Below are 13,455 nucleotides of genomic sequence, written 5' to 3' on the forward strand. Positions count from 1 at the left end.
TGATGAAAGTTAAATTAAGTATTTTAGCTCTTTGTGTAGCCATGCAAGGATGTTCAAAAGTTGATGATTATCTATTAGGCAAGGATAATACCCCTAAACCTAAAGAGCTGGCAGAACTACACGATAAAATTAAAGTAGCGCAGGGCTGGTCTGCGCCCGTAGGTAAATCTACGAAAAATAAAGAGTATTTAAGACTAAAGCCAGTAGTTCGTGGAAGCATTATTTATACTGCTGATGCTAGCGGGTTAGTACGTGCCATCAGTAAGCGGGATGGTCAAATTCGCTGGACAACCCCATTAAAGCATGGTTTAGTAAGCGGCCCAACTTTAGGTAATGGCTATCTTGCTGTTGGCACCGATAATGCTTCAGTGGTGCTATTGAACCAGGCTGATGGAAAACAAGTTTGGCAAAAGAAGGTTACTGGCGAGGTATTATCGCCACCGGCAGTGACGCACGGTAAAGTAATTGCCAAAACTATCGATGGCAAAGTTTATGCTTTTAATGCAAAAGATGGTAAGCAACTTTGGATGGCAGAACATGGCTCACCTAACCTAATTTTAAAAGCAAGTTCGTCTCCAGTAGTTGTTGGTGGATTAGTGCTAATCGGTTTTTCTGATGGAAAGATGGATGCCTATGATATTAGCAGCGGGCGGTTAATGTGGCAGCGAAGTATTGCTTATGCATCAGGCGCGAGCGATGTAGAACAGTTGGTCGATATTGATGCCGATCCAATTATTGATGGTAATGTTGCTTATTTGGCTAGCTATCAAGGTTATATTGGTGCTTTATCCTTGAATGATGGACAATTCATCTGGAAAAAACCAGGCTCAGTTTATAAAAATATGCTGTTAAGTGGTAACACTTTGTATGTGAGCGATAGCCACGACGTTATTTGGTCCATTAATAAGCAAAGCGGCCAAGTTAATTGGAAGCAAAAAGTGTTAAAGGCGCGAGGACTAACGGAGCCGGCACTTGTAGGTTCTAATTTAGTCGTTGGCGATAAAACGGGATACCTGCATTTTATCGATCCTCAAAATGGTGAAATGCTGGCTCGTTTTAAAGCTGCAGGTGGGGTAAGTATTTCTCCTAGCGTAAAAGGACGAACGCTTTATGTGCTAACTGATAATGGAATACTTAGTAAACTATCTGTGAGTTAATATAATGATTCCTGTAATTGCACTGGTTGGGCGTCCTAATGTAGGCAAGTCTACGCTATTTAATCGGTTGACTAAAACCCAAGATGCTCTTGTTGCTGATTTTCCAGGTTTAACGCGTGACAGACAATACGGTCAAGCAATACATGACAGTAAGTCTTATATAGTAGTCGACACAGGAGGGATTGGTGTTGATGATATTGAAGTTGATAGTTTAATGTCTAAACAATCAACGGTTGCTTTAAATGAAGCGGATATCGTTCTTTTTCTCGTTGATGGGCGTTCTGGCTTAACTGGGATTGATGAGAATATCGCGGAAAATTTAAGAAAATTAAGTAAAAAAGTCCATCTTGTTGTTAATAAAACTGAAGGACTGGATGATGATGTGGCTTGCGCAGATTTTCAATCCTTAGGTATTAGTGATATTCATTCGATTTCTTCATCCCATGGCAGTGGTATTTATTCATTGCTTGATGAGGTTTTAGCTCCATTTGCACCTCAAGTAGAGGCCGAAGCAAGGGAAGGGGACGAAATCAAAATTGCCTTTGCAGGTCGTCCAAATGTAGGAAAATCAACCCTTATTAACCGTATTTTAGGTGAGGAACGTGTTGTGGTGTTTGATATGCCAGGCACAACGCGCGATAGTATTTCGATTCCTTTTACACGGGATGAAAAGCGCTATGTCTTAATTGACACAGCAGGTGTACGCCGCAAATCACGTATTGATGAAAAAATAGAAAAGTTTTCCGTAATTAAAACCTTACAAGCCATTAAAGAATCGAATGTTTGTTTACAACTTCTTGATGCTAATGAAGGGATTACTGATCAGGATATGAATTTGCTTGGCTTCATTATTGAGTCGGGTAAAGCTTTAGTTATTGCAGTCAACAAGTGGGATGGCAAAGATGAGGAGCATAAAGAAAAAATAAAAAGTGAGTTATCGAGAAGATTACACTTTGCCAGCTTTGCTAAAATCAGATTTATTTCTGCCTTACATGGCAGTGGTGTTGGCACTCTATTTAAGGATATTAATGAGGCTTACGCTTCGGCAGTACAATCCTTTTCCACACCAAAGTTAACTCGTTTATTACAAGATATTAGCACTAAGCACACCCCACCTTGTGTCAGTGGTCGACGTATCAAGCTGCGATATGCGCATCTTGGTGGGCACAATCCTCCAGTAATCGTTATCCACGGAAACCAGCTTGCTGATTTACCGGATAGTTATAGACGTTATTTGAACAATGAGTTTACTAAGCACTTGGGACTGGTTGGTACTCCTTTGAAACTTGAATTTAAAGGTGGCTCAAATCCCTTTGCTGAGAAGAAAAATAAACTGTCAGAACGTCAAGTAAACAAGAAAAGACGATTAATGAGTTGGTCTAAAAAGAAAAAAGCGAAAGCCAAAAAGAAGTAGTAAAGAACCTCACCTGGAGGTTGGGCCATGAGCCCAATCTACAGGTCATTACAAAATTCACTTAGCCTTGCAATGATAACATGAATATGCCTCATTCCAACGCACAACTATTTTATTATTCTCAACGTTAATACATCGCAGGGGGCATGGTTTACGGTGGCATGTGCTGTACTTCCTAGCAAAGAACTGAACCCTGAAACTGAATGGCTGCCAAGAATGATTAATTGGCAATTTAATTCCTTCACTTTACTAAAGATATGCTCTTTAACTGAGCCAATCTCAACAAATTGTTGTTCTTCAGGGATATCAAGACTCTCTCCAAGTAATGATAAAACCGTCTGCGCATCATCTTTTGCGGGATTTACTAACTCAGTGAATCCAAGCCCTTGAGCTAATTGGATACTAGCAGGCAATTCGATTACGTGTAGAAGGTATAGTTGAGCATTAAGTTGCTTTGCTATTTCAACTGCTTTTTCAGCGAGATGACTATGTTCTTTGAGTAAGTCCGTAGCAAATAATATATTCGTATACATGGCATCCCTCGCAATAAGTATGTTCTTTATTTTGAAGTGTAGCTGATTTGAGGTAAGTGTTCATAATTAAAAAGAAATTTTTAAAAGAATAATTTCTTTGATGATACGTTTATATCAGTTCTTCACAAAGCGTTTCTTGCTCTATTCTCTCAGTGAGGAAGAAAGGAGTAGTCGCACTAGTAGGCTGTTTTTTGAGTAGTTTATTTATTAAATTAATTCCCCCTACTTCAGAAAGTGGTTGGAGTACGAAATCTCGTGATGCAATATAGGGATGAGGAATCGTCAAATTATTAATGTGGATCGTTTTATTACCATAAGTAAGTATATCTATATCAATAACTCTAGGTCCCCAGCGTTTCTTACGTACTCTGCCTTGTCGTTTTTCAAGGTACTGACAAGCCTTTAATAACTGCAAAGGCGCTAAGGTAGTCCTGATTTCAACTACGGCATTACAAAAATCTTGCTGGCCTTGTAAACCCCAGGCTTTGGTCCAATGAAAACTCGATACTTTAGTTAGCGAGGTAGAGCTTAATGCACGGATAGCCTGGATGGCTCGTCGGAGTTGGCGTTCAGGTGATTTTTGATTTGAACCCAACCCGAGATAGCATATATTCATTTTGGTGCTGCGGCTTTAGGTTTTCTACGGCGCCTGCTTTTTTTGGCTGGCGAGCCAGCATTAAGTTCAGCCACCATTTGATTACGTGCTTCCTCACTTGCTTCTTGGAATGAGGTCCACCATTGCGCGAGTTCCATTGACTCATCACCGGCAAGCGCACGCAAGGCCATGAAATCATAAGCTGCTCTAAATCGTGGATGTTGTAATAAGTTAAATGCTCTACCACCTAAACGTTTTACAAAACGGTATTGTAATAGCCATATTTCGCGAATAATTTGGGTGTAGCGTTTAGGAATTGAAATGATTTTATTTTGTTCTGCAATAACAATAGACATCGCTTTTTCTACAGCAGGTAACGGATCCATACCTGAACTTTGTAATTGTTTAGAGCGCTCGATCATTGGAAACCATAAAATTACCGCAAACAAAAAGGCAGGCGTGACTGGTTTGTCATCTTGGATGCGGGTGTCTGTATTTTCAAGAGCAATTGCTAATAAAGCATTAACAGGGTACTGGCTATTAAATAGGGCGGTTGTCTGTGGGCATAAATGCTGAAATAAGCCATATTGCATCAGCAATTTCTGGACTGTTTCCGCATTTCCACATTGATACAGCTTAGTCATTTCATCGAATAAACGAGAGTTGGAGACATGTGTAATCAATGAACTAATTTCAGGGAATGGCGCTTCAGTCTCTGGAGCCAGATTAAAATGTAGTTTGGCACTAAATCGTATTGCACGCAGCATTCTTACTGGATCTTCCGTATAACGAGTTACTGGATCGCCAATCATACGGATAAGTTTATCCTGAACATCCTTAACGCCGCCAGTAAAATCAATAATGGAGGAGTCCACTATATTATAATAAAGTGAATTGATGGTGAAATCGCGCCGCCAGGCATCTTCATCCAAGGAGCCAAAGGTATTATCACGAACCAGCATGCCGCGCTCATTCGTCTGTTGGCTTTCATCAAGAGCAGCGTGGCCACGAAAGGTTGCTACTTCAATAATTTCACGATGAAAAAGCACATGGACCAACTTAAATCGGCGTCCAATAATGCGTCCATTACGAAACAAGCTTTTGATTTGATTTGGTGTTGCATTAGTCGCAACATCAAAATCTTTAGGTGCTTTATTAAGTAAAAGATCACGAACACTGCCACCGACAATGTAGGCTTGAAATCCACTACTATTTAAGCGGTTAAGCACTTTTAATGCATTGCTGCTAATGTCCGCTTTAGATATGGAATGATGATTCCTGGGAATGATGTAAGCTGTGCTAACAGGATTTGTAGGAGCCCTGTTTCTCTTAAGCAGCTTTTTAATAAATTTGATGATCGTAGTTTCTCACATTATTAGACAAAACTAGACAATTATAGCGAAGCAAATCAAGAAAGTGAATCTTTTGTATTTAGAAACAATGTCCCAAGTATAAAATTATTTTCAAAACGAATATGGGAAAATTAAATAAGCCCTTATTAAGACATAAAACGAGCACGATGCTCTCTTTGTGCTCATTTCCGTGCTAATATACTTATACTAATACCTGCATTATTTAAACAAGTTTATCTAATTTAATCCACGACGTCAGGAACTAATTTAATGCCATTGACAACAATAGATCTTATTAAAGCAGTGAAAGATAGAACAGCCGTGTCTATTGATGATCAGAAAAAAGCTCCCGATTCTATTAGCGAGGCGCGTTTTTACTTAGATTTTGTCTCTAATAAAATGAAAGAGTATGAGGAAAAAAAATATCCATCACCTCTTTATACTCACAATAAACTCTCTCTTGCTGTTGATGCGAAACGAAAAGAGGTTACTCATGTGACTTATAGAGGGGCTCCTGTTGATGAGCCAAAATATTTGCATACCTTCGCAGATAACGCCCTTATTGTTCGTAAGCTTAGTGTAATTGCCGGTATATTAAATGCTCTTGAATTTGCAAATTTAGGAGATGGATTCCTTGGTATCAATAGCGAAGCGCAATTAAAGTCGCTTCTTGAATTACTAGGTAAACAATTAAACATTGGGGGATTACTCTTTCCTGACAAAACAGACATTAACACTTTTATAAACAACTTAGTTACTTTAATTGCGACTAAAACGAATACTGACCCTAAGCGAATTATTAGTGATATTCGTACAGCAGAACGTTATTTTGTTGCTGATTATAAGCGTAATCAGATTCTTATTAATGAGATAAAAATTGATTCTGAAAAGTCTATTTTTCAAGTGGATCAGTATCTTGGTAATCAGCTTACTGCAGATCAAAAAAGAGAGTTTGTGAGTATTCACAAGCTACCGGAAGATAATAGGCCTCTATGGTTCAGAGGACTTTCTTCTTGGGAAAAAACTTGGCTACTCAAACATGTACCACTTACTTTAGAAGAGTCTTGGGAGGATTTTGAAAGTTTAAGTCAATCTTCAGCCATGTCCCATATCCCGGGCATACAAAATGCTCGTATGAACTCTTTAGTAACTTTTGATGGCAAGGAATACACTTTACTATCACGTAGCCTTAAAACCGGTACCATGGTTCCTTATGAATTGCATGTGGATAAAAAAGATCGAGCCTTTTATGTAAAACAAACTGCAGAACAGACTTTAGACCATCTAAGCCAAGAAGTAACCCAAGATTTTAAGCAAATTTGGGCGGGCCTGGACACTAGTGGACGACCTCGCCCTTTAATTTTTGTGCAATCACTCTTGAGCGATACCGTGATTGATCGACTAGTTGCAACGGCGGATACGCAGTTAACAAGAGAACAAAGAAGGGCGATTCAGGAAATCAGCTTGAGTGGCACTTATCCAGAAGTAACTATTGTTAGTGGTAATGATCCAATGAATTTTTTGCGATTTGGCGATGCTTTGTCTGGAGGCTTATCCAAAAAACTTAATCGTTGGGCGCACACTGATTCTATTCTAATGTATGGGAAGCAATTCATTGTGTATCTAGAATTAGAGCTTTCTAAAGATAGTCTTACCCCGAAGCAAACCGCTCGATTGGTTTTGATGAAGGCGGCACAGCAAGAGATTAGTAATCTGCGAGATGAGAATTTTACTAGTCAAGGAGGGGAGCGAAATTTCGTTGCTTTTAAAGCAGCGTACACCAGCATTTTTGTAGAATCCATGGGGGGAATTGTTTCTACTAACTGTAAAAGTGGCAAGGATAGAACAGGGGTTGAAGAGCTCTATAAAAATGCGATGATATATTATTATTCAGTTTATGGCGCTTTACCTAAATTTGATGATCAAGGAATAGCTCGCAAAAATTTTGTAGATATTTTTGTATGTCTTTTCAATAGCATGAAGGCTCAAGAAGCAGCGGCAGGGAATACACCTGGTTCTTTGGGGATGAAGCTTGATCCTACGATGCTTTGTTCGGATATTAGGACGGCGTTGCAGGCAACATATAATTTGTCTACTGAGTTAGCAAATTCTAATAAGCCTCCGATATTTATAGAAAGTGAAAAAAAATCAGTTAAATCGCGTAAAGCATCAGTATCATCATTCAGCGCGAGCACAGCCAAAGCCCTCCCACCCACAAAACAACTTGAAAAAGATGTAGCTGCTTTTGCTAAATTACATCCTGTTGCAGATAAGTTAATGCCTTTTTCTAGTTTTAGGAAAAGTATCATTGAATATGGTTCCGAAGCGGAAATGTTGACCCCATTACGGGAGCATTTTACAGAAATCCAAGACGATGTTAATGAACTGGAATTTTTAACGGCATCTTTAATTGAATTTACAAAAGAAGTAAGGGAGTTTATTAACAGTTTTACCCTGGCTAATCCAACATGGAATGAAGAACAAAAGAGAAGCATGAAGCAACTTAATTTGCTATTACAAATAATTGCTAATGGAGAGGAGTTATTTTTTAAAAGCTATGATTTGATGAGTACCTCACAAGTACTTAAGTTTAGTACCCTACCTAAATTGAAAACGCAGTTTGCAGAGCATAAACAGCTGCTTTTAGATGGTCGAACTAATGAAAAAACAAGTTCTAAAACAGTATCTAGTCCAAGAATATCTGATAATCCACATACTTATTTTACCTCTCCGGGTAGTGGAAAGGTTCGAGATTTTATTAAGCAATATAATGAATTATCAAAAGAAGGAAATGCACCTATAATTAGCCCCACCCCTGGCTCATCTGGCGCTAAAGTGAAGTGAGGCAATGGGTTTTGACACCATTGCCTCAAAGAATCCGAAATGAGAGCTCATAGAATGTTTATCAAGTACCCAAAAGGCTCAACCACATTTGACCGCGGCTATCTTCCTCTTCAATCGTAGCTGTATTCTTGCTTAATATATGAATGTCAGGAATAAAACTTGCTGCTAAGCTATTCTTGTTCCAGCGTTCTGCATCCCAATGTACAAAGTCCATTACTTGATAGCTTTGGGCTTTCAGTTGCTGAATGGCATAATCGCGATTTCGCTCGTAATCTTCTTCGCTTCCTTCAATACCGTATAAAAGTTCTGAAACTTTAAATAGATAAATAGGGTTTTCTGGGGCTAATCGTGCTGCTTTTTCAAAATGAGTACGATATTCTTCACCTAAATTGAAGAATAGAATCATATCTGCGAGAATAAAATGAGCTTTTGCCAGTACTAGCTTTTGCTCTGATTCATCAGTCATTGTTAATAACTCAATGACTCGTAGCAATGATGAACGAATTTGAGTAAAATTAGTTTGATGTGCTTCATGGTGCCTTTTTTGCTCATCAGAATCACAATCATATGTTACACCAACCTTAATTTTTGCACTTAAATAAGCTACTTGACTCATTAAACCTTTAGCTAATGCTTTTTGATGCCGCTTCTTTTCTTCATCTGTTTTGGGGAAACAGCCATCGAGTAAGCGAATTGCTTTATTGATCACTTCCAATTGGCCCTTAGCACTTTCTGCATCTGCATCAATGAGTACTTGAGCATAAAGTCTTCTGTGAGTGTAATAAACTTCTATATAGGCCTCGGGCAGTAAAGCAGCTGCTTTTTTCTTAGCATATAGGCTGTTCAGATAGTTTTTTTCTGCTTTGTCCCATAGCTTATTTGCGCGCTCATCTGCACCTTGTTCATAAAGAGTTTCACCGATACTATCAAAATGCTGGGCTAATAGTTTTATTTGAGAAGCAGGAAATTGCATTAATTTGTGATGTTTTTCAAATAATGCGTACGCCTCCTCATATTTTTTAGTTTGTACTAAAAGAGCGAATGCTTTATCCGGATTATGCTCTGCTAGGTGTGAATCATAATGTGAAGCAAGCTCAATATTGTGTACGGTATCATTTTCTTGAAGAATATGTTGGGCCAGTTTTAATGCCAAAGGTGAATCTTGTATAACATAGCCAGTTCGTTGTTCTGCACTAAATTTTTCAAGTAGGTATTTTAGGGCTTTATCTAAGTTTGAGAGCTGATTAATCAAATTAAAAGCTTCATCAAATTCCTTGTGTTCGAGGTGGTGTTCAATATATAAATTTAATTCCTTATTATAAGCAATAGGATCAATCTGTTTTGCTCGTTCAAGAAGTAGTTGAGCCTTGGGTTTTGCAGAGCTCAGTAAGTTTACCCCATAAAAGAACCTTCCTTTTTCAGTCTTAGCTGCTTTGATATAGTGTTCTGCCATTTTTTGGGCATAAAGACTGGATTTAGGATATTTGTATTTGGGTGCTGCTATATGTTTTTGTAAGTGATTAAAATTCAAACTTTGCACCGATTCAAGAGTTGCTATAGTCGTCTCAACTAAGTTCACATTTTGTGGATCAAGCAAAGGAATTTCTTCTGATAAGTTCAATTCTTCTAGGGTTTGACCAAATACATAATGTGCGTAGAGATATTCGGAAGTATATGGAGCAACGAGATTATTGTAGTCCAGTATGAGCCTCTGCTGTAGGCTATGGGTAGTTTTTTGCTTTTTAGCTTTGATGTTCGTATCTACCAGATCCAAGTAATCGGTTGGTATGGGATAATAGTGCATTTTCCTAGCAGGTGATTGGTCATAACCCCGCAGATATCCGTAGTATGCTAATTTTTCTAAACTAAATTGGACTTTTTCTGTTTGACAGTGATTGTTAAGACCAAGCCAACCTTTAAAACTTTGAAACGCATACATAAACCAGTTGGTTGGTTCTATTACATAGCCATTGGTATATATGTATTTACTTTTGGTTAATAAATTCCAATGTTGAGAATATTGGGCCTCATTATGTTGAAAGGGAATGATATCAGGATAATATACAAGATGGCTCAATAAATATTGTGGAAGTTTAAAAAGCAAATCATGGCGAATTGACATAATAGCATGCCCTCTCATGTGTCATTTAGGTCAAAAAGAGGTCTGATTATATGTTTTTTGCTAGCTTCATTGCAATTCTTATTATCTTATTTAAGATGATAAAGATTCCGATGTTTTATGATATCTTACAAATAATGTTTTCGCAGGGTATATTGTGACGTGTCATATCACAAGTAAATCACTTATTAATCAGAGATATAGATGGAATTTTTAGATATTATTACGAGTTTAATTGTGCTAGTGATCCTAGAAGTTGTCTTAGGAATTGACAACCTGGTGATTCTCTCCATTTTGACGGAAAAACTTCCTGCTCATCAACGAAAAAAAGCACGGCGTTGGGGGCTTACTTTTTCCTGGGTAACACGATTAATGTTACTGGCATTAGCAGTCAACTTGATTCGCTTGACTAGACCCTTAATTACGATTAGCCAGCTTTCTCTTTCAATGCGTGATATATTTCTAATCCTTGGTGGCGCATTTTTAATTTGGAAGGCCACGGACGAAATTCATCAGGACGTGGTAGCTGAAGAGATTGATGAGTCAGATCAAAGGACGATGACTCCGGCCAAGGCAAGTTTTAACATCGTGATTTTTCAAGTTGCGCTCATGGACATTATTTTCTCCTTAGATAGCGTATTGACGGCGGTCGGGCTAACTTCGCGGTTTTGGGTTATGGCTTTTGCAATTACTTTCGCCATTTTAATTATGATTTTTGCCAGCGAATGGGTTAGCGCATTTATAAAAAAACACCCAACCATTAAAATGTTGGCTTTAAGTTATTTAATTTTGATTGGCATGGTACTTGTTGCTGATGGACTTTCCTTTCATATCCCACGTGGGTATCTCTACTTTGCAATGGGATTTTCATTAGCTGTAGAATCTTTAAATTTAATCAAACGCTCTCGGAAAAGAGGCAAAAAAACTTCAGGACGTTAATTTATGTTATATGTTAAAGCTTTTCATATTATTGCCATGGTGGCTTGGTTTGCTGGCCTATTTTATCTACCACGATTATTTGTTTATCATGTTGACACACAGGATGAGATCAGTAATGAGCGCTTTAAAATTATGGAGCGGCGTTTGTATTATGGAATCACCTGGCCTGCCGCGATTCTAACGACAGCACTTGGGGTATGGCTATTAAGTTACAACCCCAGTTACTATTTGAAAGCAGGGTGGATGCATGCGAAATTGACTTTAGTGATAATTTTATGGGGTTATCATCTATTGTGCGGGCACTATCGAAAGGCCTTTGCTCTGGGTAAAAATCAAAAAAGCTCCCGTTTCTTTCGTATTTATAATGAAGTGCCAACGTTGTTATTACTAGGAATTGTTTTATTTGTGGTAGTGAAGTAACCAGTCTATTCGATTTGTAGGTGGGACCCATGGTTCCAGATTCAGGATTTTGGTATGGTTCAATGTTCGGTTGGGCAATGTGCCCAACCTACAGCATAGCGCCGCCCAAGCAGTGCTTAATCCATTTCCACCATATCAAAATCTTCTTTACCTGCGCCACAATCAGGGCAAAACCAGTTTTCGGGTACATCTTCCCAGCGAGTGCCTGGCTCAATGCCATCCTCAGGCCAACCTTCGGCTTCGTCATAGATGAATCCGCAAATAACACAGATATATTTTTTATATTCTTGCATAATCATTGATACTCATAAAAAAATGTGTAATTTATCGGCTGGAGGCTTAGATGTAAAGCGAAACTTTATTAGTCAAGGTCTTTTTGCCAAATTCCATATTTGATTGTAGTATACCGGCAAAAATTATGGAGACTTTTATGACCCGCTCATCTGATCTATTCCACAAGGCCCAAACTCTCATCCCAGGAGGGGTTAACTCTCCGGTACGTGCATTTAAAGGGGTTGGTGGTGATCCTATTTTCTTCAAACAGGGGAAAGGCGCTTATCTTATTGATGAAGATAATAAGGAATACATTGATTATGTAGGCTCATGGGGACCGCTAATTTTAGGACATTGTCATCCTGCTGTAATTGATGCAGTAACTGAAGTTCTGCATAGTGGAATGAGCTTTGGTGCACCCACCGCGCTTGAAGTGCAATTAGCAGAAAAAATTATTTCGTTAATTCCTTCTGTTGAAAAAGTACGTATGGTGAATTCAGGTACTGAAGCTACTATGACGGCAATCAGACTTGCTCGTGGGGTTACTGGTAAAAACAAATTTATTAAGTTCAATGGTTGCTACCATGGCCATAGCGACAGTTTATTAGTTAAAGCAGGCTCGGGACTTTTAACCTTGGGCATTCCCGCAACGCCAGGAATTCCCCAAAGCGTTACAGAGCATACTTTAACCGCGGATTTTAATAATTTAGAGCAGACTGCAGCTCTATTTGCAAAATATCCCAATGACATTGCTGCTATTATTTTAGAGCCTGTTGCTGGAAATATGGGCTTTGTATTGCCAGAACCAGATTTTCTGAAGGGTTTACGTGAATTATGCGATCAATATAACGCCTTACTTATTTTTGATGAAGTCATGACGGGCTTTAGAGTTGGATTACATGGTGCTCAAGGCGTTTTTGGCATTAAACCTGATCTCACTACGTTAGGTAAAGTTATTGGTGGAGGTATGCCTGTTGGAGCTTTAGGCGGACGTGCGGAGATTATGGCTCGTTTAGCTCCAGAGGGACCTGTATACCAAGCAGGAACACTTTCAGGTAATCCCTTAGCTATGGCTGCTGGTTTGGCGACCTTAAGTGAAATTGAAAAACCAGGTTTTTTTGATGCTCTAAGTCGTACTACACAGAATTTAGCCCAAGCATTAGCTACGGCTGCAGAAGCTGCAAAAATTCCATTATTTACTGCCTCCTTAGGCGGCATGTTTGGTTTCTGTTTTACAGAGAAAAAGCATATAGCTGATTATGCGGATATTGCTGCTTCGGATGAAGTTTTGTTTAAGAAGTTTTATCATGCTATGTTAGATAAAGGTGTTTATTTTGCTCCGTCAATGTATGAGGCCGGATTTGTGTCCATTGCTCATGGTGAACGTGAGATTGCTAAAACACAGGAAGCTGCGGAGCAGATTTTACGTAGCTTGGCTAAGATTTAGCGTTATTCCTTTATGTTTTTAAGTGTATCCTGGTTGCTTGCAACGATACGGAAAACAAGGAAATTTTGCATGGCTTGTAGATTTGGGCCTATGGCCCAACATTTAGTTTGCATCTAGCTCAATGCATAAATCAGGATTCGACCTGTATTATGCTGGGCTAATACGGGCTACGGTTCCTAGCTGCTTGCAACTAATGCCGCTTTCTTAAGTTTTTTTGCCAAATAATTCGGTCTTCTATAAGCCATGCAAAACTTTTTACAAACCCATTTCATGCAATATCTAGGCCAATTTTCCCTGCTCAAAATAAATTTTTAAAATACTAGACAGCTATTTTTCCCCATGTCATAGTGATTTTACGTTTT

The 13,455-nt window shown here is 38.7% G+C and carries 11 protein-coding genes; 6 read left to right on the forward strand and 5 right to left on the reverse strand.

Annotated features, from left to right (window positions below):
* Positions 1 to 2: 2 nt before the first annotated feature.
* Positions 3 to 1,157, forward strand: coding sequence for an outer membrane protein assembly factor BamB (bamB, locus tag E1P08_RS00750; RefSeq protein WP_133135117.1), 1,155 nt, complete (start codon positions 3 to 5; stop codon positions 1,155 to 1,157).
* Between the two features lie 4 nt (positions 1,158 to 1,161).
* Entirely contained in the window at positions 1,162 to 2,571 is a 1,410-nt protein-coding gene (gene der / locus E1P08_RS00755; RefSeq protein WP_133135118.1) for a ribosome biogenesis GTPase Der, read from the forward strand.
* Between the two features lie 107 nt (positions 2,572 to 2,678).
* Here the strand turns inward: der and E1P08_RS00760 are convergent, their stop codons facing one another.
* The 3 genes from E1P08_RS00760 to pcnB form a co-directional block, all read right to left on the reverse strand.
* Positions 2,679 to 3,104: a universal stress protein gene (locus E1P08_RS00760; RefSeq protein WP_133135119.1), complete on the reverse strand. Its 426-nt coding sequence runs from the start codon at positions 3,102 to 3,104 to the stop codon at positions 2,679 to 2,681.
* A 109-nt stretch (positions 3,105 to 3,213) separates the two neighbouring features.
* Positions 3,214 to 3,720: a 2-amino-4-hydroxy-6-hydroxymethyldihydropteridine diphosphokinase gene (gene folK / locus E1P08_RS00765; protein ID WP_133135120.1), complete on the reverse strand. Its 507-nt coding sequence runs from the start codon at positions 3,718 to 3,720 to the stop codon at positions 3,214 to 3,216.
* Positions 3,717 to 5,036, reverse strand: coding sequence for a polynucleotide adenylyltransferase PcnB (gene pcnB, locus E1P08_RS00770; RefSeq protein ID WP_133135121.1), 1,320 nt, complete (start codon positions 5,034 to 5,036; stop codon positions 3,717 to 3,719). Before pcnB ends, folK begins: the two co-directional genes overlap by 4 nt.
* A gap of 285 nt (positions 5,037 to 5,321) precedes the next feature.
* On the opposite strand from pcnB, the gene E1P08_RS00775 reads away from it, so the two are divergent.
* The gene (locus tag E1P08_RS00775; RefSeq protein WP_133135122.1) at positions 5,322 to 7,895 is read left to right on the forward strand and encodes a hypothetical protein; all 2,574 of its coding nucleotides are present in this window, start codon (positions 5,322 to 5,324) and stop codon (positions 7,893 to 7,895) included.
* Positions 7,896 to 7,956: 61 nt separating this feature from the next.
* Here E1P08_RS00775 and E1P08_RS00780 read toward each other — a convergent pair whose 3' ends face one another.
* On the reverse strand, positions 7,957 to 10,017 hold the full coding sequence (locus tag E1P08_RS00780) for a hypothetical protein (RefSeq protein WP_133135123.1): 2,061 nt from the start codon (positions 10,015 to 10,017) through the stop codon (positions 7,957 to 7,959).
* A 201-nt stretch (positions 10,018 to 10,218) separates the two neighbouring features.
* Between E1P08_RS00780 and E1P08_RS00785 the strand changes: the two genes are divergently transcribed.
* Together E1P08_RS00785 and hemJ are read left to right on the forward strand one after the other, a co-directional pair.
* Entirely contained in the window at positions 10,219 to 10,953 is a 735-nt protein-coding gene (locus E1P08_RS00785; protein WP_133135124.1) for a TerC family protein, read from the forward strand.
* A gap of 3 nt (positions 10,954 to 10,956) precedes the next feature.
* Complete coding sequence (gene hemJ, locus E1P08_RS00790) at positions 10,957 to 11,373, forward strand: protoporphyrinogen oxidase HemJ (protein ID WP_133135125.1); 417 nt, start codon at positions 10,957 to 10,959, stop codon at positions 11,371 to 11,373.
* A 116-nt stretch (positions 11,374 to 11,489) separates the two neighbouring features.
* Here the strand turns inward: hemJ and E1P08_RS00795 are convergent, their stop codons facing one another.
* Positions 11,490 to 11,666, reverse strand: a complete 177-nt coding sequence (locus E1P08_RS00795; protein WP_058535029.1) for a rubredoxin — start codon at positions 11,664 to 11,666, stop codon at positions 11,490 to 11,492.
* A gap of 137 nt (positions 11,667 to 11,803) precedes the next feature.
* On the opposite strand from E1P08_RS00795, the gene hemL reads away from it, so the two are divergent.
* Positions 11,804 to 13,093 (forward strand): glutamate-1-semialdehyde 2,1-aminomutase, encoded by a 1,290-nt coding sequence (hemL, locus tag E1P08_RS00800; RefSeq protein ID WP_165485044.1) that lies wholly within the window; start codon positions 11,804 to 11,806, stop codon positions 13,091 to 13,093.
* Positions 13,094 to 13,455: the final 362 nt, after the last annotated feature.

Origin of the sequence: Legionella rowbothamii (genome assembly GCF_900639985.1) — a bacterium.
GTDB lineage: Bacteria > Pseudomonadota > Gammaproteobacteria > Legionellales > Legionellaceae > Legionella > Legionella rowbothamii.